This window comes from uncultured Methanobrevibacter sp. (assembly GCF_947169325.1).
Lineage (GTDB): Archaea > Methanobacteriota > Methanobacteria > Methanobacteriales > Methanobacteriaceae > Methanocatella.
Genome location: NZ_CAMVPN010000002.1, coordinates 1 through 24,090 on the forward strand (window position 1 = coordinate 1; position 24,090 = coordinate 24,090).

Sequence of the window (24,090 nt, forward strand, 5' to 3'; positions counted from 1 at the left end):
ATTTCACTGATTTAAATGGGAAATAGACCCTAGCTTGTCGCACGAATACTTTTCACATGCTCTGGGTAAACTTATTTATACCTACTTCTACAATATACAGTTGGAGGTAACTTATATGAACTTTGAAGATATGAAATTTTGCCAATCCTGTGCCATGCCAATGGCTGACGACGACTTCGGGACTGAAAAAGACGGTTCCAAAAGCGAAGACTACTGCAAATACTGCTATCAGGACGGAGAGTTCACAAGCGATGTGACAATGCAGGAGATGATTGATTTCTGCGTTCCAAAAACCGCTGAAGCTACAGGCATGAGCGAAGAGGAAGCAAGAAAAATGTCTGAAGAAATGTTTCCAAAATTAAAAAGATGGATGTAATAGCCATCCACAACTTCTTTTTTTAAAATTCCAAACCATCGACCGCATAGATAAGTTCCAGCATGTGGGAATCCTTCACGTCCTGAGGCGCAAAGCTGTATTCCTCATAGTAGAATGCGGGAACTCCATTTTCATTCAATGGAATTGTGAGATATGGTCCGCTTGTTGTTGAATCCGGAGCATAATATGATATATTCACCGCCTCATCTGAAACCTCATGGGCATAATCCACACCCAATCCCTCTTTCACCGGAGAGAAAACGAATGTCTGATATGGATAAGCACCCACATTTGAGTGAACGTCAACGGCAAGCTCATAGTTTCCGTCAACGATTTGAGGATAAACATATTCATATGCAAGATTCTGGCCGTTCTGGCGTCCGGGACTGTCATCTGATGAACCGTCCCCATAATATCCTATGTCACTTGTTACATTAACGATATATATGTCATAGCAGCAATTCAGATCCGTTAATGTGGGAAGCAGATTGACCAGTGTCCTGTGAGTCTGGTTTTCCAAAGGGTGAAGGCCCACCACATATGCTATCCTTTTGCCGTCAGGGTTTCCTATGTGTCTAATGACACTGACGCTTCCTTTCGAATTATTGGCAAGAACCTCATTATCGGTTGTGTTAATGTTGGATTTTGCCTCCTTGTGATTGACATTGACGATTGCAATGCTGAAAGCCAAAATGACAATCAGGAGAATTAAAATTAGGATATGTTCCTTTTTAATCATTAGTTTAAATATTGATTTTGTAGTTTATAACATTAACATTCACGATTTTCATATCAAAATTCATTTCTGTAATTGTTTGATATATATCCCTTATTTAGATTGATTCAGAAAATTGAAAAGGTTGGCGTTAATGTCAGATTCATTCAATAATTTCAATTGAAATTTTAAAACATTCATTTTAATGAAGCGTTCTTTCAATATAATTGAAGACTAACATTGGCCCGTATGTTACTGAAAAATCATCGCCGAAACATGATTCAAAAAAAATAGTAAAAAAATAGATGGATTCGATTCTCATCTATTTTTGATTCTGTGCTCGACTTTGCAGATTGCCTGTGTCATTGTTCCCATAGGACAGTACACGCACCATGATCTTGGCTTGAAGAGAAGCATTGTCGCCAAACCGAGAATGGTGGAAGTAAGCATCACGCTGTAGAATCCGAAGGCGTACTGTGAAACCCATGGAGCTATTACGTTTCCATGATATGCCCATGACCAAGGCACATTGATTGTCCACAGCAGGGTGACTGCCTGTGTGAGTGATTTGGTTCCTGCAAATACAAGATATGTGTTCCAGAGCATCACGAAAAACATTGCAAAGAAGAATACCAAAAAGCCGTATCTGAAAGCCTTTGAATACATCCATTTTGGTACATCCCTTTTTCTGGAAAGACCTATTCTACCTCCAAGCAATCCCAAAAGCTGACCTCTGTCACAATAACGGTTGCAGAATCCCTTGTTGCCTTTGAACAATGCAAAAAGCAACGGCACTATGAAGCATATCATTCCAAGCCAGGCAAATATTATGTTGAAGAATCCCAACGTGAAGTATGCGATTGTAAATATCCAAAGGTAATCGTACCACCTTTTGAATTCGACCTTGTTGGCCTTTTTGGCACATTTTCCTTCAATGATTGACGATGGACATTCAAGAACGCATTTACCGCATCCAATGCATAATTCATCATCAATTTTCGCATACATTCCATCTTTAACTTCAATTGCATCTTTCGGACATACCTTAAGGCAGCATCCGCAAGACACGCATGAGTCCTCATCAACACTTGACTTTGCCATATGTTCACCAATCTGAAAAATTTGTATATAAAATATATCTATCAAAAAATGTATTTAAAACATTAAGTAATTTATGAAATTCTATCAAATTAATTTGAAAATATTTACCTCACTAACTCTTAAATAATAATTTAAATAAAATAGTATTAGGTGATACATATGGATAACAAAGAAAAAGTTATTGAAGCATTCAAAAATTCCGAAGAACCTTTAAACGCTACAAAAGTTAGTGAAATATCAGGTGTCGAGAAAAAAGAAGTGGACAAAATCATGAAAGAATTGAAAAAAGATGAAACAATCGTTTCACCTAAAAGATGTTATTGGACTCTCAACGAATAATAACATCCCTTTTTTTATTTTTCAAACATTTCTATTATTTTTCTTGCATATTTCCTGTCCTGTTCTTTTACCTTTTCGCTCAGCTCATCATAATCGACCCAATAGCTTTCCCATCTTGCCAATCTTTCCTTTTGTGTTTCAATGAATTGCACATCCTCTTGAGAGAGGCTGTTAACATCTATAAGTTCAATCAACTTTTCTATTGATTCATGTACTGATTTTGACCAATGAATCCATTGCTCATGTTCAAGTGCAGACAATTCTTCTAAAAGTTCATCCCTATCGCTCATGTCAATCACCCTTAGGATATGTTGAATAGTATGTAACTTTCAATATTTAACAGTTTTCGCAAATGCATGGCGTTAATGTCAGGCAAAATCAGCTTCCGCCTTCATCATCGACAATCTTTATTGGAGATATTGCGAATTTTGCATTTCCGTTGATGGAACTTTTAATCAAATCGAATATGCTTGTATCAGCCTCCCTGAAGTAGGTCTTGATGAATTTGGAATTCTTGAGGATGCTTTTGAGCTTTTCCTCATCGACCCCTTCGGCCCCTTGGATATTTAGATACTCGATGTCCTGATTTAGGATATCATACTTTTCCCAAATCTTGAATTCGCCTAAGCCGATTTCCTTTTTGATCTGCTTGTTGAGCCAATTTTTAGGAATGCCTATTGATAGTGAGCACTGGTACTGAAGGATGCTTGGAATCAATACCCCAAGTTCGAAAATCAATGCGAAATCCTTGAAGGTTTCATCACCGTCCTTGCCTTTAAGATACCAGTCATATATCTCATCAAGAGTGATTCCTGCCTTTTTCGCCAGTTTGGTTCCTGTGGTTTTTCTTTTGCTTATCTCTTCTGCAATGATTTTGAACCTGCCACCCAATACAAACCTTGTGATTTTCTCCTCCTTTTCAAGGTATTCCTCTTTAGTGAGGTTGGCATTTTTCATTGCTATCCTTTTGGACTTCTTGGCGATGGTGGCCTTCACAAAGAGATGTATCTTAAGATTGAGATATGCTTCGCTGAAATACTTGAACTTGTCATTGCCGTAGTTGCCCAGCTTGTAGTAGTAGTTAAGCTCCTCTTCGGTAATCCTTGAGTTCTTCAGGGCTTTGGCATATGGCTTATTTTCGAATTCCATCAGGAAATTCTTGAGGAGGTTCGGAACGACATAATCCTCATACAGCTCTGAAATCCTTGCAAACTCTTCAAATCCGCTTTTTCCAAGGTTGATGAATTCCTCGATTGTCTTTAAAGGAATGTCATATGTGTCTGAGACTTCCTGTTTTGATTTCAAATCCTTAAATCCGTCGATAATCAGCTTGATTTCAAGCTGGTCGTTTTTCTTTTTGAAATCCCAAAATAGGTCATATTCTATATGCCTCAGCCATTTGCTGACAATCGTATTTGAAAGGCCAATGCTTCTTGCCGCATCGGGCATGTTTTTTCCCTCATATCTTGCTTTCATGTACTTTTCCATCAAAAGCTCTGTAGTCTTTAGGTAAAACTGTGTTGGATGATTTGTTGACATGTACATGTCCTGGTCTTTTATATACCATTCATTGAACTCCTTCTGGCTAATCTCGCATTTCTGGATGGCATTGTAGAAATCATTGTCTATTAGAAGCTTTGGAAATAGCCTTTTGCGGTTTTCCTCATATTCCTGATCAAATCTGGCATGGAAGTTGCTTCTCTCCTTTCGGCTGCTGTTGTACAATTCAAGGAATTCCTTCGGACTGACGCCTGCTGAGTAAATGGCCTCTTCCTTGCTTTTGTCTTCCTTAAGGGCATTTATGATTTTTCCCCTTTTTATCAGACTTGAAGTGATTTTCGCGTTTTCCTCTTCGAATTCCAGAAGCAGGTCCATGTCTGTGTGCTTGCTCCATGACTTTACCATGTCCTTTGAGATGTTCATCCTCTTGAGTATTTCAGGTTTTGAAAATCCCCTTTGGCGGTAATTGAGATATTTTTCCATGAGGATTTTTGTTGTCTTCATGTAGAACTGCGAATAGTCAATCTCACCTGTGTAATACCATCTGTAGAATTCATCACGGGTAATCTTGCTTATTCTGATTGCGCTGTTCAGGTTGCTTTTGCCCAGATGCTTGATGAATGTCTTCTGTCTTTTTTGGGTATATTCAGCATCGAATGTCTTGTGAAACCCATCACCTGACTTTTTGGACATGTAGTAGATTCTGTCAAATTCCTTCTGGCTGATGCCGATTGATTTCAATGCATCCTTGAGGCTTTTGTTTTTCTTGATTTCCTTTATGATGAGGTCCTTTTTGATGTCGTTGGTCATCTTCATGAAATCCTCGCTCATGAAATGGGTCTGCCAGAACTCTAACATCTCATCTGAAAGCTCAAGCTTTTGGCGGATTTTATCCTCATTTATGTTCCTTTTTCTATAGTTGAAATAGCTCTTTATCTGAAGCTCATTGTACATTATGAATGCTTCGTTCAGCTCTCCGGCGATGAATTCATCCTTCCTATGGTTGAACCATTCCCTGATGTTCAAATCATCCATGGATGAATCCTTCATGCTTTTCTTGATGTTTTCGCTTTTGAGGAGATTTTCCTCGAAGTCCCTTTCAAGCTTCAGGTTTACAAGCCTGTAGAACTCGCAGTAGTTTTTCTGCTTCACTCCTCCTTTCCAGTACTCCAAAGTGTTTTTGACCTCTCCTGCTGAAATCCTGTCATTGTAAAACTGCATGAGGAGTACGCTGATGTCAATATATTCGTTGATTTCATCCATCATACGTTGGAACATCTCGTCGTTTATGTGATATGTCTCGCCCTTTTTCATGATGACATTATCCTTTGAGAGTTCCATCAAAAATGAAATTGCCTCGCTTTCATCCAATCCGTAATTGACAAGATCTCTTTTTGTAAATCCTGAATCCTCAAATGAATTCTTGATTGACAGAAGGAGGTTTGCATTGTCGATTTTTCCATTGCAGATATTGCAGAGATTTGACGATGCATCCTCATTTGGCTTGCCGCAGATGATGCAGTTGTCAAAGTGGAATTCCCTGTGCTGCGGTTTTTTGTAATCGGGAATGTCAATGTACCTTTCGCTTTCGCAGAAGTCCCTGAAATATTTTTTGGAAATGTAGTACAGTCTTTTGTGAAGGTCAAATGCCACATTCCTCTCTTCCTGGGTGTTTTTGTAGTTCTTATGGATTTTGTTTCTTAGGTTATATGCCTCCTGAAGCTTGTTTTTGAAGATGTATGATATGACTCCCTGCCTGTAGAGATTGTCAATCTTTTTGTAGAATGAAATCATATGGCTTTCAAGTTTCTTTTTTGACAGCCTATACATGTCATTGACTATTGTTTCCAAAAACAGTGTTGCATCTGCTGTCACTGCCCTTGGGGAGTTCAAAACATCATCTTCAAGTTTGACTCCAATATCGTAGAGTTCCTGATTAAAGCTTTTCAAAAAATCAAAGTTTGACATTTTTCATAACACCTCATTTTTATTTGATTTTAAAAATCCTCTTGTTGAGGTATTAATGTCTATTAAAAGAAGTAGTATATAAGTATTTAAATGATTAAAAGCATTATTGCTTTTTGTTTGTAATTTTACAAGTTTAAATCAATATTTACTTTTGCGTGTAAATTATAGGTGGAGGGTTTGCTGCGGTGGCGAAAAAATATAATTGTTTCATTTACAACTGTTTCATTAGAAACATTTATATTATTTTTTAGACATATGTTAAAACAGGTGATGAAATGGATGACGAAAGTACACAGAACCTGGTGAAGAATTCCCCGTTTATTGCTTGGATTCACAACATATCTCTAAATCAACAGAAATACATGAAATCCAAGATAGAAGATTTGGATTTCGACCACAACATGAGATACATAATATTCATCTACGACAATCCAAACTGTTCACAGGAAGACATTGTAAACATGTTCGGCCAAAGCAAGGGAAACATTGCCAAGGTCTTGAGAAAATTCGAGGACGAAGGATACATCAAAAGAGAAATAAATCCCGAAAACAGGAGAAAATATATATTGAACACTACCGAAAAGGGCAGTGAAATAGTTCCAAGGATAAGGCAGATTTCAAAGGACTGGGAAGCCGAAGTCGGAATAACAGATGAAGACAATGAGCTGAAAGAGAGAATCATTGAAATTGCAATCAATGGAATGAAACTTATTGAGGGATAAATCATGAAATTCGATTTGGAAACTGCAGTCGTCTTTGTATCTTTCATCACATCGTTTTTTGCAGTATTCCTATCAGCGGGAATCGTATTGGGAGTGCCTTCAATTGCAAGTGAGTTTGAAATGAACAATGTCATTCAGAACTGGATTCCAACAATAGCTCTACTTGTCATTGCAGTCTTTACTCTTCCGGCAGGACAGATTTCAGGAAAATACGGAGTTAAAAAATCCCTGATTGTCGGAGTGGTCATTTTCATTCTGGCTTCAATCGGTGCCTGCCTTTCATTTTCAACAGAATCCTTTTTGCTTTTCAGAGTAATGCAGGGCATTGGAATTGCATTTTTGAACGTGTCTGCAATGGCAATGGTCGTGCAAGCAGTAAACCCAAAAAACAGAGGAAAAGCACTGGGTTTCACAGTGACCGGAATATATCTGGCAGGATCACTATCACCGGTATTGTGCGGATTTCTGGTCTATAACCTCGGATGGAGGTCCATGTTCTACTTTGTGATTCCATTTCTGGTTTTATGTTTGGCCTTGATGATATGGAAAATACCTGGAGAGTGGAAAACATACGAAAACAGCAAAATCGATTCTATAGGATACATCCTATATGGAATAGGAATTCTGCTTTTCATCTACGGATTTACCAATCTGATTAACTTTTACGGCATGATGTGTGTAGCTTCAGGATTCATATTGCTGGCTGTCTTTTCATATTGGGAGCTTAAAGCTGACAGTCCTGCATTCAACATGAAACTGTTCAAGAACATGAAGTTCACATCATCAAACATTGCGGCATTGTGCAGCTATCTTGCAATTGCAGCAATAACAACCATTCTCAACTACCATTTCCAATACGTCAGAGGATGGAATGCACAGATGTCCGGCATTATGCTGATAATAACTCCCATCATCATGGCAATAATGGCACCTAATGCCGGAAAGCTTTCAGACAAAATCCATCCGCAGAAGCTGGCCGCAATAGGAATGAGCATAGCGACTGTGACATTGGTGATACTGATATTTTTGGATGCTAACACCTCCATTTATCTGATTGTAATTGCAATGGTTCTGCAGGGCATCGGAATGGGACTGTTTACAACACCGAACACCAATGCAATAATGAGTTCAGTTCCGCCAAATGAAACCCCAAACGCATCAGCGGCACAGTCTGCAATGAGAACAATAGGTCAGACAATGAGTTTAGGTCTTCTAACTTTAATTTTTGCTTGGATAATGGGCAGCTTAAAGCTAATGCCGGAATATGCCAACATGATTGTTCAGGCATCACAGCTGATTTGTCTTATTTGTACCATAATCTGCATAACAGCAATATTCGCCTCATTAGTAGGCATTCAATCTAAAGATTCATTTAATAATTAAAAAGAGGGATAAATTATGAAATTCGATTTGGAAACAGTTGTAATATTTGTATCATTTATTACATCATTTTTTGCAGTGTTTTTATCCAATGGGATAATTATAGGAGTCCCGGCCATTGCACAGGAATTTGCAATGAACAACGTTATTCAAAACTGGGTTCCTACAATATTTTTCCTTGTGGTTGCTGTGTTTACAGTTCCCGCAGGGCAGATTTCAGGAAAGTTCGGCGTTAAGAAATCATTGCTGATGGGAGTCATAGTATATCTGATAGCATCAATCGGAGCATGCCTTTCATTTTCAACAGAGTCATTTTTAATCTTCAGAATGCTTCAGGGAGCAGGAGTCGCATTCCTGAACGTATCTGCCATGGCAATGGTAGTTCATGCAGTAAAACCGCAAAACAGAGGAAAGGCACTTGGATTTACTGTAACAGGAGTGTATCTTGCAACATCTCTTTCACCTGTGCTGTGCGGATTTCTGGTGCATAATCTCGGCTGGAGATCAATGTTTTACTTTGTGATTCCGTTTTTAGTTATATGCATCCTATTGATGGTATTAAAGATACCTGGCGAATGGAAAACATATGAAAAGGACAAAATCGACAAGATAGGTTCAATCATATATGGGCTTGGAATTCTTGCATTCATCTACGGTTTTACAACATTGACAACCACAAACGGACTGATTCTAACAGTTGCGGGATTAATCCTGCTGGTAATATTCGGAGCATATGAATTAAGGCAAACATCCCCAGTGTTTAACATGAACCTTTTCAAGAACAGGAAGTTCACATCATCAAACATTGCAGCTTTATGCAGCTACATTGCAGTTATGGTTGTTACAACAATCCTAAATTACCATTTCCAGTATGTAAGAGGATGGGACGCCCAGATGGCAGGACTGATACTGATCATCACTCCAATCATCATGGCAATAATGGCCCCTAATGCAGGAAAGCTGTCAGACAAGATTCATCCGCAGAAGCTTGCCGCAATCGGTATGGGAATAGCTACTGTGGCATTGCTGATATTGACATTCCTTACAAAGGACACTCCATTGTATCTTGTAGTATTGGCAATGGTTCTTCAGGGTTTCGGCATGGGACTCTTCTCAAGTCCGAACATGAATGCAATCATGAGCTCAGTCCCGCCTAAGGATGCTCCGACCGCATCAGCTTCACAGGCAACAATGAGAACAATAGGCCAGACAATGAGCCTGGGTCTTCTCACACTGATATTTGCTTGGGTAATGGGCAGTCTGAAACTTGCTCCTCAATACGCATCCATGATTGTGCAGGCATCACAGACAATCTGTGCAATATGTACTGCTGCATGCATAATTGCAGTATTCGCTTCACTTGTGGGAATCAAATCAAGCGACAAGTTCAATACTGATAGACCTAACTAAAAATTAACTTTTGAAATGATGAGAGGAATCCAACCTCTTTTCTTCTCATCATCATATCTACTTTTTTGGGTAACTCAATTCAAATAATTATTTGGTGAGGCTATTTTTCAACGGTGATTTTGCCGGTCATATGCTCAATGCTGATTTCAAAGACTTCTGTCTTATCCAATAGCTTATTTATTTCATCAACAGTCTCCTCATGGGTCGGAAAGAACTTGTCTCCAAGATGGGTCAGCTTTTCTATCTTTTCATCTCTGTCAGTCAATGTCCTGATTTTTCCAAATGCAATGACGCTTCTGAAGGTATACCACCATTCACCTTCGTTTCTAACTCCATTGTCCACAACACAATATGAAACCTTCGGATATTTCCTGACCGCATCCAATTTATGCCCTTTCTTGGCACCGTGGAAGTATATCTTGCCGTCGACATATACATGACTCATCGGAAGCGCATACGGGTAGTCGTCATCACCCAAAAGCGCCAAAACTCCCCGTGGCTCATCAGTCAATATCTCAATACATTCTTCCTGTGAAAGCTCCTGCCTTTGACGTCTCATCTTTCTGAACATAGCATTATATTTATCATAACCAATAAAAATAAGTTTATGTCCGAATTAACATTTAGAAATGCAACCGAGGAAGACGTCGGTTTGATATTGAAGTTCATCAAAAAGCTTGCAGATTATGAAAAAAGGCTGGATGAGGTCATCGCCACTGAAGATGATTTAAGAATGTGGATTTTTGAAAGGCATCAGGCTGAAGTCATCTTTGCACTTGAAGACGGAGTGGAGATAGGCTTTGCACTGTTTTTCCTTAGCTTTTCAACATATCTTGGAAACGCAAACCTTCACCTTGAAGACCTCTTCATAGACCCTGAGTTTCGAGGTAAAGGATACGGCAAGGCACTGCTTAAAAGGCTGGCGAAGATCGTTGTCGAGAGAGGTTACGGAAGATTTGAATGGACATGCCTTTCATGGAACAAACCAAGCATTGACTTTTATCTCTCATTGGGTGCAAAGCAGAAGGACTGGAACGTTTTCCATCTTACAGGCGATGAGCTGGAAAAATTGGCCAACGAATAATAATTTTAGAGAGACTTATCTCTCTACATCACTCTTTTTAATATTGCAAACATTATTTTTGAAAAGGCTTTTTTTACGATTCCCAATTTCACTTCAGGTGAAAAGTCATGATTGACAAGACCTGTCTCATGCCAGAATATGCAGTCTGCCTTAATTGGATTATCCATTACTGCCATTGCCTTCCAGACATTGAAAAAGATTATGTCCATGAATTTTGGTGAATGCAGCTTGCCTGATTCAACATCCTTTGCGAACTGTTTTGCAACCTTGTCGATGGCTTTTATATCAAGAGACTCCTTTCCTCCGCAGGCGAATTTGAGCTGATATACCTTGTTTATTCCCCAATGCCTTAGTGTTTCATCCATATATTTTGCCACCTTCTTATGGCCGGTTCCCGCTGTGGTTACAACAACCAGCGCCTTTTTTGTGAAAAACACAGGTCGGTGATAGAGATATGCGGTGTGGTCAATGAAGTTCTTAATAAGGCCTGACACGTTCATCGCATAAACCGGAGAAGTGATTATAACTGCATCGGCCTTTTCAATCTTTTCCAATATGCCTTTTACCTTTTCAAAGTGATGGCACTTTTCCTCCCCGTCCATTATGCATTTCATGCATCCGTTGCAAAGGGGAATCTTTTCCTTTGCCAACTGAATTTCCTCAAAATTGCCGTCGAGACTTTTCTTGACCTGTTCTACAACTGCCCAAGTATTCTTTTTTCTTGGAGACCCGTTAATTATAAGATAATTCATATTAAACACCTAACTGTCCTTCTAGTATTAGCTTTTCCTTATGTTCGAATTGCCTGTCGAACTCGTCAACATCACTTTCACCCACATCAAAGACATCAGGATTTTTAAAAATTCCTTTCCTTAATTTGCTCTCATCAAATACTTTTATCATGAAAAACGGACATTCCTCAGAGGCGTCTGTTCCTTCCAGATACATCTGATATCTTGATGCTGATTTAAAGCCGAAGCGTGAATAATAGTTTTCATCACCAATGACAAAGACATATGGCATGCCCTTCTCTTCTGCAGCCGTTAATGTGAATTCAATGAGTTTTGATCCATATCCCATGTTTTGATGTTTCTTGTCAATGGCTATCGGGCCCAGCACAGCCGCTTTTTCACATTCACCGTTTTCGTAAGTGATGCTGCCGTAGGAATAATTGATGTGGCCTATGATTTCGCCGTCATTCTCGATTACATATGCCAAATCATTGATGAAACTTTCATGATTTCGAAGATTGTGGACTATGAGGTGCTCGTAAGCTCCAGGCCGATATATGTTCCAGAAGGCGTTTCTAACCATTTCCTCCACTTTCAAATAGTCATCTTTTTCTTCCAATCTCATCTGCATATTATCACATTAGCTTTCATTTTTAATTAATTTTACCCAGGAATACACGCCGACCAACGCGGTGAACAGTTCGATTGCTGAAGATGCAAAATCCAGAATGGCAATGAAATATATAATATAAAAGATTTCATTGACGATGAAGCTTAACTTGATCCATTTTATTGACTTCAAGGCATAATTGCAGATGGTAATCTGAACGATTGCAATTATCGGCAAAAGCCCAATGACTCCCATGGTATTAACCATCAAACCAAGAGCGACTGACAGTATGATAAAAAATATCGTCCAACTGAGGGTTAACTTGCCCTTGTAGACAAAGATGTTTCTTGTGGCGGCTATGGCCATTGTGGTAACGCCAGTCCATGATAAAAAGAATATGGAGGATATCATCAGTACGAAGGCATTGAGAAACTGGTGCTTGTAGGCCCGCTTTTCATCATTGACCCACATGCTCAGAATCAGGAAAATCCCCGCAACCAATGAAATTATGTTTCCAACAATAATGTTCCACGGCAAATCAATCATTGATGTTATGTTAGTAATTAAAAATACTTAAATCTGTTTAAATTCAAAATAATCTATATGGAAATTTCAGCTAGTGAAATGAAAAAATCAATCAAGAGAATATATGAAAGGCTTGATGAGGTAAGCCCTGTTGATTTTGACTGCGGAAAGCTTTGCGGTGAGGTCTGCTGCGTATATGATGCGGAAGACTACAGAAATGAGGAGCTTGCACTCTACCTGCTTCCGGGCGAAGAGCTTATGTATGAAGACTCCGATGAATTTGAGCTTTACTTCATCGATTCATCAGAAATCAAATATCCTCATTCATGGAAAGGCCAGATTTATCTTGTCAAATGCGTCAACCCGCCAAAGTGCGACAGGTCAATCAGGCCGATTCAGTGCAGGACATTTCCACTGATACCTCACCTTGATAAAAACGGAGAGTTTCATCTGATTTTTGACGAAAGCGAATTTCCCTACAAATGCCCTATCGTCAATGACCACATTAAGCTGAATGACAATTTTGTCAAAACAACCTATGAGATATGGTCAGTGCTCATAGCCAATCCGCTGGTATATGACCTGGTCGATATGGACTCAAGAATGAGGGACAACAGAAATACGGATTACGAGATAGTAATATAAATACAATTACTCACAAACTATTAACATGCTTAAAAAGATACTGATATTTTCACTGGCACTGTTTTTAATGATCAACTGTGCTGTGGCCATAGACTCATCCAACTGGACAAAGGCCACCGTAGGCTATGAGGAGTTCAGGATACCTCCTCAGTTCGAAAACCCTTACCATTCCGACTTCCACATGTATGAATTCGACGAGGACATCGATGAGTTTACAATAAGATACGTCAATCCAAATATCATGAGCCTTTATGGATATTTCCTTGAGCAAGGCCAATCAAAAAAGGTCAATGTTTCAAGCCATGACGCAGTTCACTTCATGAATTACGACCGCCATGACGAGAAAAACAATTCAAAGCTGTGGTTTTCTGCCGGTGAAGAATTCTACTATATCACATTCAGAGGAACAGAGATAACACCTGAAATAAAGGAGATTGTAAAAAGAGTTTCTCCTTCAAAATACTCACACGATGAGTTTTATTCCATTCTTAATGACGAATATAAAACTTATAAGATAGTTGATGCCATTGAATCCCAAAGATATGACTATCCTCAGGATAACGGGCACCATTCATTCTTCTCTGTTGGAACCAATGGATTCAGTGTTGGAGTGATTAATTAGAGAAGCTAAAACGCTCCTCCACCTCCACCACCGGATCCACCTCCGACACTGCCGAAGCTACCTGAATCTGAGGATGTTGTAGTGCTATGTGCACTGTCATATGAATGGTAAAATGTATGGTATCCGTAATAGTGGTACATGAACACACCATCATCATAATCATGGACATTAGGTATCTGAAGGTTCATCGCTTTTTCAACGCTTTTAGCTACTCCAAGGGAGGTCGCATAAATCAAGTACTTCTTCCATACAACTATTGATTCCGGAGGGTGTTCTTTCATTAAACTGTTATCGTTTAAGAATTTCTTAAAGTTTTTCCATTTCAGATAGATGACACGACCCTCTTCTGTCCATCTTCCAAAAATATCATCGCGCCTGTTGAGCAGGAAATATGAAAACACAGCAACTGCAACGCCTATGACCAGCAATGTTGTGCTTCCTTCGAAATCGAAGAAAAGGAAAATAAGGACAAAGACAATTCCCAATCCCATTCCCAAAAGGCTTATTGCCTGTGCAATGACAGTGCCTGTATCGTCAAAGTATCTCTTTTGAATATCTTCAGAGAGATATTCCTCTTCAACTGCAGTCTGCCAGCTTTCAAAGTGGTCCAAAAACCATTTGGCATTGCTTTCGCTATCCATCCTGTCATCAAGTTTGGTCAAATTCAAAACGCCTTTGTTTGCGAAGTGATTTATTATATCCACAACAATTGATTCGGCCTTATCCAGATTATCTGCACCTTCATTGACCGTGAGGAACAAATCATCATTTTCCTTGTGAATAGAGAATACCTTTCTATCTATCAGATCCATTATTGTCGCTTCAAATCCCTTTTTGTTCGGTGTTGCGAATGTGTCGCTGTCAATCATCGCATTTACAACGGCCGGAGGGTCATCCGTAGGAGGCTCCCTTTCATATATCCCATCATAATTCACCTTAGGTTCCCTTCCGTATTTGAGATAGGTTCCTATTGCCGAGAATGGAACGAATATCAGTGAGAATATTTCAGCAATCCATGTCACTGACCCCCAGAACTTCTGTGAATTCTTGCTGTCCTCAAGATTTTTTAGAATCATTTCCCTTCCGTCACTGTCAACATGCTTTGCATAAGGGGATGATGAGAAATCATCGACAGGCATCAGAACTAGCAATTCATAATACTTGCCTTTTGAAATTGAGTTGGATTCCACTGAAATGACATTGTCGTCGATGCTTGACGAATATGTCAGCTCTTCGGGATTGAGGTAATATTCATTTCCTTTCCCATTTGGAAGTTCAATGTATGCTGTGACTTCTCCAACGCCGACATCCCATTCTTCGCCCCACAGCTTATATTGCAGCGCTCCGACATCATTGAATACAGTAACGACATTCTTCATGTCATACTGGATGTAGACTGTTACTGTGCAGTCGCTTATCTTTTTGGTGTGGGCGGAATCGGCATAGAGGTATATCTTAAGATGCTCCTTTCCGTCTTCCGAGGTCTGTTCGAGAACAGGATATGCTCCATCAGCCCAGACCTTAACGTTTTCAATGCTTTCACCTTCCTTTAGGGGAATGTCCCTATATACTCCATTGAATGTGCCGTCAAAATTGTAGACATATGATTCATCCACCTGCAGCAATCCGTCATTTAAAACACACAAATCCACATGGGCCTTGCTGATGGAATATGAATCATCGGCACTGACAACTGCAACAGTTGAAAGCAGTACCAAAAACAAGAATGCTATTAAAAATACCCTTTTAAAATCCATTGTCATAATCTCCAGTTGATTTCTTCAATGTTATTGTCCCTTAAATATTCATTGGCCAATTTGAAATGATTGGATCCTAAAAATCCACGTCTTGCTGAAAATGGGGAAGGATGGGATGTTATCAAAACAAGATGCTTCGGATTTGTTATCAGTTCCTTTTTCTTTTCCGCCTGCTTTCCCCACAGCATGAAAACGATTGGCTGTTCCTGACTGTTCAATATCCTAATGACATTATCGGTGAAGGTCTGCCATCCGCATTTGCTGTGGGAGTTTGCATTGCCTGCTTCAACAGTCAGGACAGTATTGAGCAAAAACACGCCCTGTTGTGCCCAACTTTCAAGACAACCTGAATCCGGAATCGGATAATCGTATTCTGCATTGATTTCCTTGAAGATGTTTTTAAGAGACCTTGGAATAGGCCTGCCTTCCGGTGTTGAAAACGCAAGGCCATGAGCCTGGCCTTCCTCATGGTATGGGTCCTGGCCTAAAATGACCACTTTAACGTTTGACAATTCCGTTAGCTTAAATGCATTGAAAATATCATCATATGGTGGATAGATGGTTTTTGATGCGTATTCTGCATCGATAAAATCAATGATATTTAGAAAGTAATCCTTTTCAAACTCTTCTGTTAGGACTGAATCCCAATCATTTCCAATCATAAAATAAGTTATATTCTGTATTGCTTATATAAATTTAGTATATGAAAAGGATATTATACTCATTAAATTATTTGTAACTGCCACTGTTATTGTTGGTTTAAAAATTCTAATGATGATGGATATGATTCCATTCATCAAAAAAGGTAATCTGAACAGTCAAGTCCATTGCTTGATGAATCTGATGATTTCATCAGCTCCCTGCTTTTGCTGGTCTTCGGCAGTGATATGTGACGGACTGTCTTTGGATTGCTCGCCATAGTCACCCCATTGGGCATGATTTCCTCCGGCGACAATAATTTCCGTGAAATTATTGACAATAAGTGATTTGGATTTGTTGTAGTTGTCCATATTCATTACAGTATCCTCAGATCCGTATATTGATAGAACAGGAACATTGACTGGATTATCCAGATAGGAGCATATCAATATCAAACCGTCGACATCACTGGAATGGTTTACATACTCACCGGCCATAACACCACCTAAGGAATGACCGCACATGAAGTAATGTGAGTAATTTGATTCGTTAATGATTGAATCTGCCTTATCAACTCCTAAAAATGCGAAATTAATCGGCATGTCTACCAGATAACAGTCAACCCCTTCACTGGCAATCTGTGTAAACATAGGAAGATATGCAGTATATTCCACTTTTGCCCCCGGATAGAAAATCAGTGCAGAATCATTACCCGGACCATCAAGAAATAGTCCAGTAGTTACATTAGTGACATTAACATCTCTTGTTCCATTCAAATATGCAGTTGCAGTTGCAGTTGCCTGATAATTAGTATGCACATATGCTCCTGCAACAATAATAAATGCCAAAACAATAACTAAAATTGAGATTTTAAGCTTTTTGCCCATTATATCACTTAGAGAACTATTATCATGAATATGAAAAATATCACAAGAATACAAAGGCAGCATCCGATATTGGTCTTTGAGTTATCGTTTTTCTTTTGTGACTGTTTTGTGAGAACTGTTGACTGGATAGTGTACTTTTCCTCATTGTCATATACGTCTGCCAGCTTAACGGCCACCCAAACGGACCTTATTATGCTAACGAGCATCATCATCACTGATATGAACACGAATGTGCCTGTGACATTGAATCCTATAGGAGTGCCATATAGGCCATACATTATGAAGTATATGAACCATGGAAGCTCGTATATGATACCTTCCAGAATCCAATTCCTGTTGTTGTGCTTGGATCCGATGTAGATAAATCCGAATCCATTCAAAAACATTATGAATGAAAGGATTACCCACCAGGACCTTTTGATTTTTTCTAGAGTATTCATTTCTATTCAAGTACAGTATTATTGGTTGTTTCTAATTTTTCAACTACCTTTTGACCGTCATCAGCCATGTCTGAGAACATGTTGATGGTTTCCTTCATCTTTGGAAGTGCTTGCTGCTTATATGTGCTTACATCTTCAATTGCCTGAAGCGCTTCTGAAAATGATGCCTTCAGCACGTCAGGTGAAATCATGGCTTCTGCACTTTGCTTTTGAATTTCACTTCCTTGCTCCTTAAGCATCTTGGAAGTGGATTCTATGATGTTTTCAGTGGTTGCATTGAGAATGTTGATCTTATCCATTACGATTTTCTGGTCATAGAGTGCACTTGCAACCATGACTCCAGTTCTTAAGGCTGAAACTGTCACGTTTTTAGCCCTGTTCACACCACGGATAAGTTCCTTGTTGTTTCTTCTGATTACATTAAGGGAGATTATTCCTTGCTGGTTTACAACAATCATCTGCTGCATGTCCATTATCCTTTGCCTGAGAGGGAACAGTATCTCTTCACGCACAAAATCAATCTTGTTTTCATCAACTCCTTCATATATCGCCTGCTGAATTTGCGCTTCGATTGATTCATCCATCTGTTTTGCAAGTTCAATGTCAGTCATTAGCTTATTGGTAACTCCCCTCAAGTAGTTTTCTTCACTTAAAAGGGTTGTATTATCGTTTTGTAGGATTTTACCACTGTTTTCAAGGGATTCTATGATGTTGGAAATGGCAACTTCCGCCTTCTCATACTTGTCAAAGTATTTTCTGACAGGATTAAGCAAGCCTCCTAAAACTCCTTTTTTTGAAAAGTCAACCTTGCTTGGGTCAAGATCTTTCATTTGCCTTTCAAGGTCTGACAATTTGTCACCAATATTTTCGGCTTCCTTTCCGCTTTTTGACATGTCAACAAATCTTGTTGCCAGCATCTCATTTCTTGATGCTGATTTGGACATGTCATCCATACCGAAATTTTCCAAAGGTTTTAAGATACTTTCCCTTTCCTGAGGATTGTTCAGGTCAGCTTCAAATATAGCAGTGGCATTATTGTCTGCCTGAGTTTTGATAACGCTGGTATTTTCCAGCTTTTCTTCTTCCTCTTTTAAGGATTTTTCAACATCACTTTTAATTTCATCAATGTCTAAAGAGAATTCCGCCATTCTATCACCTTAGTTTAAATAATCGATTTTACTTTGATCTATTTTAGAAGTATAATTGTCAACAGTCTTTCCGCCTTTTATGATTTCCACATTAACATGGTCAGGATTCGGCTTTTTATATGTATCATAGTGTCCAAAACTGAGCGCATAATCGCTGTCATAATACACATTATCAAGTTTTTCAATTTCATGACCTATTTCAGAGCCATTTTCATCCACATAGGTTGTTTTAATGTTATATCCCTTTAAATCTGAAGGGACTTTATTAAATAGAGCATAGGTGTATATTGCATAATAGGTTTTGCCTGAATCATCACCGTCATATCCTGACACTTCGGTAATCGTCAAGTCAACATCATGCTCGTCAACATCAGCAACATCTGTATTGCCATTTCCTCCAAAGCCGGAGCTGAGAATAACTGCCACTCCAATGACAACAACTACTGCTATGAGAATTAAAAATATCTTGCCGTTAGAGAATATGCTCTCAGAGCTTCGGCCTCCTGAATTCTTTTGGAAAAAATCATGTCCGCAGTCTGCACAGAAATGTGCATCGTCAGGCACTTCATTTCCACATTCCGGACAATTTTTACTCATCTTCACCACCATAATCCTTTACAGAACCTATGAGGTTTTCCATATCATCGAGCAATATTTTAACGTCTTCATCAGATTGCTTATCAGAACTGATATTGATTACCAGCTCATTGGTGAGCTCCTCAATCTGATCGATGATTGTTTTCATGTTGCTGATTTTATTTTCAATCTCGTTCCTGATTCTAGGAGTGTCTTCAACCGCCAGATTGATTATGCTTGTTGAAGAATCTACCTGATTATAGAACATCTTATGGGCCTTATCGACCATTGATATGAACCTGTCATAGGTGATTTGAGGAGGTTCGAAACGTTTATGAATCAAATCACGAACCACGTTTTCCTTAACGTCAAACAACACTTTCAGGTTATTGATTTCACTTTCATAAGATTTAAGGGATGAAACTCCAGTTTGCACTTCCTCTTTTGGAATTTCTTCTGGCTTTGAAACCTTTGGAGTGTCTTTTTTCTTAAGTTTCGGCCTGGATTTGACCTCATAGCTTTTAAGATTATAGATATAGTATGAGTAAAGCAAAGGCAGTATGAACAACACCAGCAAGACCAGAAGGATAAAAGTGTTCTTTGCAAAGAGCATCGGAATCGCAACGCATATCAATATGACATAATAAAGACCAAAAATCCATGGAAGGGATTCATGCACCAGCAGCACATCCTCCATTTTTCCAAATCCCCTTTTCAGTCTGATTCTTGAAGCTGCTTTTGAGTCCGGAGCGTACTGCATTATCTCATCATCTGTAAGGATGCCTTCCTTAGGCTCGATTATGTATCTTACATCAGATAATGTTTCAACGCATTTTATTGCTCTTCCTTCACTGTCGTAAGCCTTAGAATTTTTAAAGGTTAATGGGGTTGTCAACCTTTTTATTTCTTGAGCTTTTGTATTTTCACCAGGCATAATAACACTCCCAATGATTATAAGTTTATATGATTTACTTTTTAATCTTTATGTTTTAAAATTGTGTTAATCTTCAAATTCCTTTTCAAGCAAAATTGTTACCGGTCCGTTATTGAGCAGATCGACCTGCATGAATGCTCCGAAGACTCCGGTTTCAACTTCGCAATATTCACGGCATTTTTCTGTAAAGTAGTCGAAAAGCTCTGTTGCCTTTTCGGGTTCAAGTGCCCTGTGAAATGAAGGCCTGTACTTTTTAACCTTTCCATATAGGGTAAACTGGGGAACCAGAAGTAGCTTTCCGTTAATGTCAAGCACTGATTTGTTCATGCGGCCGTCCTCATCCGGAAATACCCTTAGTTTTGCAAGTTTCCTTGCAAGATAATCCGCCTCTTTGGTTGTGTCGTTCTCACCGAAACCTACCAAAGCCATCAAGCCTTCGCCGATTTGGCCTGTAACCTCACCGTCTACCTCAACACTGGCATGTGAAACTCTTTGGACAACTAACTTCATTTACATACCTCATTAAAATTATCTAATAATTAATTATTTCTTTTAGTATATAAATGTTAGTAAAATAAGTAAGTGGGTTTAACCCCACAAATAATGTTTAATCTTTTGCAAATTCGCCTAAAAAGTTAACCGGCTCTCCGTTTTTCATGCGGTCATGGTATTCTGCGGTTGCAGAAAATAGGGCATCTCCTGCGGAGTTGAGTGCTGTTTCACAGGAATCCTGAATTACTCCAATGATGAAACCTACTCCTACTGCCTGCATGGATACATCGGCAGGTATTCCGAAAAGTGAACATGCCATAGGGATAAGCAAAAGTGATCCTCCGGCAACACCTGATGCTCCGCATGCTCCGATAGTGGATATTATGCATAATACAACAGTAATCGGCAAAGGAACAGATATGCCCATGGTATGACAAACTGCAAGGGCCATCACGGTAATTGTAACTGCAGCACCTTCCATGTTGATTGTAGCGCCCAATGGGATACTGATTGAGAAGAAATCCCTGTCAAGTCCCAGACGTTCACAAAGCTGCATATTGATTGGAATGTTTGCAGCTGAACTTCTTGAGAAGAATGCAGTGATTCCGCTTTCCCTTAAGCAAGTTAAAACAAGAGGATAAGGGTTGCGTCTAAGGGCAACTGCAGAAATAATCGGGTCTGTTACTAAGGCAACGAATGCAATACATCCAACCAAAAGCAGGATTAGCTGACCGTATTGGGCAAATATTCCAAGTCCGCTTTCAGATACTGATGAAAATACCAATCCCATAATACCTATTGGGGCACATTGGATAATTCCGCGTACGACTAAAGTAATCGCATCAGCACAATCGGTGAGCACATCCTTTGTTGTGCCGCTTGCAACCATCTTAAGGGCAATACCGAATACAATTGACCAGAACAGTATTCCAAGATACTGGCCCTGGGCCAACAGGTCTATCGGGTTTGATACCACAGTCATGATTAAATCATGCATCACTTCGCCAAGGCCACCCGGTGCAGTGGCGGTACTTGCATCTGTGAGATGGATAGTAACCGGAAAGAGAGTGCTTGCAATAATTGCAACCATTGCTGAGAGAAAAGTACTGAACAGATATAGGACAATTACAGTTTTAAACCTTCCTCCAATACCACTTCTTGCTTTGGAAATAGCTGATGCAACCAAAACAAATACCAAGAGTGGCGCAACAGCCTTAAGCGCACTTACAAAAAGCTCCCCTGGAAAGGAGATAATTTCCCATTCAGGAACAGTGATTCCTAAAATTGCACCAATAACTAAACCAATGATAATTTTTAATATAAGGCTGGACTCTGTCCATTTCTTAACAAAATTCATAATTTCACACGGATTATTCTTTAAGCGATTTTAAAACTTCATCCGTAGTTTCCCTGACAACCTTGGCGGCTTCATGAAACTCAGCAAGTTCAAAATCATTCATATGGAGCGGAACAATCATTGCAACACCGTTTTTGTTTAAAACAACAGGAACACCCAGTGACACTCCATAAACGTCACCGATTTCACCATCAAGATATGATGAAACGGTCAAAATCTTATGCGTATCTGTGATTATTGTTGAAATCAGGTTTGAAATTGCATATGACGGACCATATTCTGTCGCTCCTTTTTTGGAAATGATGGTATTTCCGGCTTTTTTAAGTCTGTTTACAAGACGTGGGACTTCCATATCTACTGATTTTACGAAATACTTTAATGGTATACCGCCTATTGTTGTTGAACTTAAGAGAGGAACCATATGGTCGCCGTGTTCCCCTATGACACGAGTATGAACTTCTGAACTGTTAATGTTAATCTGTCTTGAAAAATAAGCCTTAAGTCTTAGGGAATCCAAGTGGTTTCCAACACCGATAACCTTTGATTTTTTAAATCCGGATGCCTTTAAAGCAACAGTTGTCATGACATCCACAGGATTTGTAGCTATCAGAATTATTGAATCCGGAGCATATTTGGAAATATTAGTTGCATATTCATTGACAATTTTAGCATTCGGAATTGCCAAGTCACGTCTGTTCATTCCTTCCTCACGAGGAGTGCCTGCAGTAATCAATACAATTGCAGAATCCTTCAGGTCCTCATAATCCGAAGATGGAATTAGAAGACAGTCAATGTCTTCAGCAGCAAGGGCATCATACATGTCAAATGACTCTCCTCTTGCCTTTTCAACGCTTTCAGGTCTTGCAAAGAGCACAATTTCATCCACAGTATCTGCCCTTGCAAGGGTAAATGCAACATTCTTACCAATAATTCCAGTTGATCCCATAATACTTACTTTTACCATATTAATATTTAGAAATTCTAAATTAAAATAGATTGCTATACAATAGTTTTATATGCATCGAACGATTTAATTATATACCAAACAGGTGAAATCATGGAACCAGAAGAACTGAAAATGGAGACAAAATGCTATGACGCCAACGAGTACGGATACCTTTACGGACTCAACAAGAAAATCCCCGATGAGGAATTTGAAAAGGTAAAGCCCTATTTCAGGAAATTCAAAAGAATGGACTTTGTGGAAGGAAACGTTCAGGTAACCGGAAGGCCTGAAGGCTGGAGATGCCTTGAAAAGGACGTGGCAAAAGTTGAGGAAATACTGGGAATTACAAACACCCTTGAAAAAAGGCAGAACAAGGTAAAGGAAGCGTTTGCAGATCCAATCAAAAAGACAAATCTCAAGGACAAGTCTTATGAATGGCTGACAATGCTCTTTCAGAGAACCGGCACCAGACCGGAACAGGACCTCTCACGCCTTGCAATCCATTCAACAAAAATATACGACCCTCAAGACAGCTTCAAAACCCGTTCAAAGGACGGTGAAGGGGAACTTTTCATATATACTCCACATGGCATGTGGTACATTATAAACAACAGCGGAGAATATTCAAATTTAAGCCTGAACAACGTCAAAACACCTGCCGGCGGCGCAATAGGATACAGGCTCATGTATGATGATCTGGTCGACAGGCTGATTAGAATATATACCGAAGAAAACGAATACAGCGGAGAAAATCTCTATTAGATTCATCCGCTTCCTTTTTTTAATCAATTAGACATCCCGTCTATAACTATTCCAATGACATATCCTATTACAAATGTAGGGACTGCAAATATCAATCCAAAAATGATTGCTGTAAGAATAAGTGCAAATAATGATGCCCCTTCAACACCCACCGTCATTGCAAAGAGAAACATCAATATGAATATGGCGATGCTGATTGTCTTTGCCTTTCCAATCCTTAACTCCCCAGTATATTTATCCTCCTTTAAAAACAGATTGGAAATTACTGGATTGCTGCTTAAACCGCCCGCATCAATAGAGTTATTTGCTTTGGGTGGTTTTTGTGACTTTTTCTCTATTTCAACATTGAATTCCAAACCGCAATTTCTGCAAAACTGTGCCTCGTCAATGTTTTCGCATCCGCATTCAGGACAAAACTTCATGT

General features: G+C 39.2%; 28 protein-coding genes. 9 read left to right on the top strand and 19 right to left on the bottom strand.

Annotated features, from left to right (window positions below; translation table 11 throughout):
• Positions 1–115 precede the first annotated feature (115 nt).
• Complete coding sequence (locus Q0W26_RS00335; protein WP_298521342.1) at positions 116–376, top strand: zinc ribbon domain-containing protein; 261 nt, start codon at positions 116–118, stop codon at positions 374–376.
• A gap of 22 nt (positions 377–398) precedes the next feature.
• Here the strand turns inward: Q0W26_RS00335 and Q0W26_RS00340 are convergent, their stop codons facing one another.
• Both Q0W26_RS00340 and Q0W26_RS00345 read right to left on the bottom strand, forming a co-directional pair.
• Positions 399–1,115: a hypothetical protein gene (locus Q0W26_RS00340; RefSeq protein ID WP_298521343.1), complete on the bottom strand. Its 717-nt coding sequence runs from the start codon at positions 1,113–1,115 to the stop codon at positions 399–401.
• A gap of 294 nt (positions 1,116–1,409) precedes the next feature.
• Positions 1,410–2,192: a 4Fe-4S binding protein gene (locus Q0W26_RS00345; RefSeq protein ID WP_298521344.1), complete on the bottom strand. Its 783-nt coding sequence runs from the start codon at positions 2,190–2,192 to the stop codon at positions 1,410–1,412.
• 159 nt (positions 2,193–2,351) lie between these two features.
• Between Q0W26_RS00345 and Q0W26_RS00350 the strand changes: the two genes are divergently transcribed.
• Positions 2,352–2,531 (top strand): MarR family transcriptional regulator, encoded by a 180-nt coding sequence (locus Q0W26_RS00350; protein ID WP_298521345.1) that lies wholly within the window; start codon positions 2,352–2,354, stop codon positions 2,529–2,531.
• A 14-nt stretch (positions 2,532–2,545) separates the two neighbouring features.
• Here Q0W26_RS00350 and Q0W26_RS00355 read toward each other — a convergent pair whose 3' ends face one another.
• Positions 2,546–2,821: a hypothetical protein gene (locus tag Q0W26_RS00355; protein ID WP_298521346.1), complete on the bottom strand. Its 276-nt coding sequence runs from the start codon at positions 2,819–2,821 to the stop codon at positions 2,546–2,548.
• An 88-nt stretch (positions 2,822–2,909) separates the two neighbouring features.
• Positions 2,910–5,999 carry a hypothetical protein gene (locus tag Q0W26_RS00360; RefSeq protein ID WP_298521347.1) on the bottom strand — a complete coding sequence of 1,030 codons (3,090 nt, stop codon included), beginning with the start codon at positions 5,997–5,999 and terminating at the stop codon, positions 2,910–2,912.
• A 275-nt stretch (positions 6,000–6,274) separates the two neighbouring features.
• On the opposite strand from Q0W26_RS00360, the gene Q0W26_RS00365 reads away from it, so the two are divergent.
• The 3 genes from Q0W26_RS00365 to Q0W26_RS00375 are packed head-to-tail and all read left to right on the top strand — an operon-like array spanning position 6,275 to position 9,511.
• Positions 6,275–6,721 (top strand): MarR family winged helix-turn-helix transcriptional regulator, encoded by a 447-nt coding sequence (locus Q0W26_RS00365; RefSeq protein WP_298521348.1) that lies wholly within the window; start codon positions 6,275–6,277, stop codon positions 6,719–6,721.
• A 3-nt stretch (positions 6,722–6,724) separates the two neighbouring features.
• Entirely contained in the window at positions 6,725–8,104 is a 1,380-nt protein-coding gene (locus Q0W26_RS00370) for an MFS transporter (RefSeq protein WP_298521350.1), read from the top strand.
• A 15-nt stretch (positions 8,105–8,119) separates the two neighbouring features.
• Positions 8,120–9,511, top strand: a complete 1,392-nt coding sequence (locus tag Q0W26_RS00375; protein WP_298521352.1) for an MFS transporter — start codon at positions 8,120–8,122, stop codon at positions 9,509–9,511.
• Positions 9,512–9,611: 100 nt separating this feature from the next.
• On the opposite strand, the gene Q0W26_RS00380 is transcribed toward Q0W26_RS00375, so the two are convergent.
• On the bottom strand, positions 9,612–10,082 hold the full coding sequence (locus Q0W26_RS00380) for a pyridoxamine 5'-phosphate oxidase family protein (protein ID WP_298521353.1): 471 nt from the start codon (positions 10,080–10,082) through the stop codon (positions 9,612–9,614).
• Positions 10,083–10,118: 36 nt separating this feature from the next.
• Here Q0W26_RS00380 and Q0W26_RS00385 point away from each other — a divergent pair, with 36 nt between their 5' ends.
• Positions 10,119–10,595: a GNAT family N-acetyltransferase gene (locus Q0W26_RS00385; RefSeq protein WP_298521354.1), complete on the top strand. Its 477-nt coding sequence runs from the start codon at positions 10,119–10,121 to the stop codon at positions 10,593–10,595.
• 23 nt (positions 10,596–10,618) lie between these two features.
• Here Q0W26_RS00385 and Q0W26_RS00390 read toward each other — a convergent pair whose 3' ends face one another.
• Genes Q0W26_RS00390 through Q0W26_RS00400 form a run of 3 tightly spaced genes read right to left on the bottom strand, consistent with a single transcriptional unit; the run spans position 10,619 to position 12,482 of the window.
• Positions 10,619–11,347, bottom strand: a complete 729-nt coding sequence (locus Q0W26_RS00390) for a flavodoxin family protein (RefSeq protein WP_298521355.1) — start codon at positions 11,345–11,347, stop codon at positions 10,619–10,621.
• Between the two features lies 1 nt (position 11,348).
• Positions 11,349–11,957, bottom strand: a complete 609-nt coding sequence (locus tag Q0W26_RS00395; protein ID WP_298521357.1) for a GNAT family N-acetyltransferase — start codon at positions 11,955–11,957, stop codon at positions 11,349–11,351.
• 9 nt (positions 11,958–11,966) lie between these two features.
• Complete coding sequence (locus Q0W26_RS00400) at positions 11,967–12,482, bottom strand: YgjV family protein (RefSeq protein ID WP_298521359.1); 516 nt, start codon at positions 12,480–12,482, stop codon at positions 11,967–11,969.
• A 57-nt stretch (positions 12,483–12,539) separates the two neighbouring features.
• On the opposite strand from Q0W26_RS00400, the gene Q0W26_RS00405 reads away from it, so the two are divergent.
• The gene (locus tag Q0W26_RS00405) at positions 12,540–13,106 is read left to right on the top strand and encodes a hypothetical protein (RefSeq protein ID WP_298521361.1); all 567 of its coding nucleotides are present in this window, start codon (positions 12,540–12,542) and stop codon (positions 13,104–13,106) included.
• Between the two features lie 25 nt (positions 13,107–13,131).
• Positions 13,132–13,728 carry a hypothetical protein gene (locus Q0W26_RS00410; RefSeq protein ID WP_298521363.1) on the top strand — a complete coding sequence of 199 codons (597 nt, stop codon included), beginning with the start codon at positions 13,132–13,134 and terminating at the stop codon, positions 13,726–13,728.
• A gap of 5 nt (positions 13,729–13,733) precedes the next feature.
• Here the strand turns inward: Q0W26_RS00410 and Q0W26_RS00415 are convergent, their stop codons facing one another.
• The 10 genes from Q0W26_RS00415 to Q0W26_RS00460 all read right to left on the bottom strand — a co-directional run bounded on the left by Q0W26_RS00415 (position 13,734) and on the right by Q0W26_RS00460 (position 22,922).
• A complete protein-coding gene (locus Q0W26_RS00415; RefSeq protein ID WP_298521364.1) occupies positions 13,734–15,485 on the bottom strand; it encodes a DUF2207 domain-containing protein in 1,752 nt (583 codons plus the stop codon).
• A gap of 2 nt (positions 15,486–15,487) precedes the next feature.
• Complete coding sequence (ung, locus tag Q0W26_RS00420; protein ID WP_298521365.1) at positions 15,488–16,147, bottom strand: uracil-DNA glycosylase; 660 nt, start codon at positions 16,145–16,147, stop codon at positions 15,488–15,490.
• A 156-nt stretch (positions 16,148–16,303) separates the two neighbouring features.
• On the bottom strand, positions 16,304–17,011 hold the full coding sequence (locus tag Q0W26_RS00425; RefSeq protein WP_298521366.1) for an alpha/beta hydrolase: 708 nt from the start codon (positions 17,009–17,011) through the stop codon (positions 16,304–16,306).
• A gap of 8 nt (positions 17,012–17,019) precedes the next feature.
• Positions 17,020–17,451 carry a hypothetical protein gene (locus Q0W26_RS00430; protein WP_298521367.1) on the bottom strand — a complete coding sequence of 144 codons (432 nt, stop codon included), beginning with the start codon at positions 17,449–17,451 and terminating at the stop codon, positions 17,020–17,022.
• Between the two features lie 2 nt (positions 17,452–17,453).
• On the bottom strand, positions 17,454–18,599 hold the full coding sequence (locus tag Q0W26_RS00435) for a toxic anion resistance protein (RefSeq protein WP_298521368.1): 1,146 nt from the start codon (positions 18,597–18,599) through the stop codon (positions 17,454–17,456).
• Between the two features lie 9 nt (positions 18,600–18,608).
• Positions 18,609–19,196 carry a zinc ribbon domain-containing protein gene (locus tag Q0W26_RS00440; RefSeq protein ID WP_298521369.1) on the bottom strand — a complete coding sequence of 196 codons (588 nt, stop codon included), beginning with the start codon at positions 19,194–19,196 and terminating at the stop codon, positions 18,609–18,611.
• A complete protein-coding gene (locus Q0W26_RS00445) occupies positions 19,189–20,109 on the bottom strand; it encodes a hypothetical protein (protein ID WP_298521371.1) in 921 nt (306 codons plus the stop codon). Before Q0W26_RS00445 ends, Q0W26_RS00440 begins: the two co-directional genes overlap by 8 nt.
• A gap of 66 nt (positions 20,110–20,175) precedes the next feature.
• Positions 20,176–20,619, bottom strand: a complete 444-nt coding sequence (gene dtd / locus Q0W26_RS00450; RefSeq protein WP_298521373.1) for a D-aminoacyl-tRNA deacylase — start codon at positions 20,617–20,619, stop codon at positions 20,176–20,178.
• 97 nt (positions 20,620–20,716) lie between these two features.
• Positions 20,717–21,958, bottom strand: a complete 1,242-nt coding sequence (gene sstT, locus Q0W26_RS00455) for a serine/threonine transporter SstT (protein WP_298521374.1) — start codon at positions 21,956–21,958, stop codon at positions 20,717–20,719.
• Between the two features lie 13 nt (positions 21,959–21,971).
• On the bottom strand, positions 21,972–22,922 hold the full coding sequence (locus Q0W26_RS00460; protein ID WP_298521375.1) for a malate dehydrogenase: 951 nt from the start codon (positions 22,920–22,922) through the stop codon (positions 21,972–21,974).
• A 93-nt stretch (positions 22,923–23,015) separates the two neighbouring features.
• Here Q0W26_RS00460 and Q0W26_RS00465 point away from each other — a divergent pair, with 93 nt between their 5' ends.
• Positions 23,016–23,666, top strand: coding sequence for a hypothetical protein (locus Q0W26_RS00465; RefSeq protein WP_298521376.1), 651 nt, complete (start codon positions 23,016–23,018; stop codon positions 23,664–23,666).
• 23 nt (positions 23,667–23,689) lie between these two features.
• Here the strand turns inward: Q0W26_RS00465 and Q0W26_RS00470 are convergent, their stop codons facing one another.
• The gene (locus tag Q0W26_RS00470; RefSeq protein ID WP_298521377.1) at positions 23,690–24,088 is read right to left on the bottom strand and encodes a zinc-ribbon domain-containing protein; all 399 of its coding nucleotides are present in this window, start codon (positions 24,086–24,088) and stop codon (positions 23,690–23,692) included.
• Between the last annotated feature and the right edge of the window lie 2 nt (positions 24,089–24,090).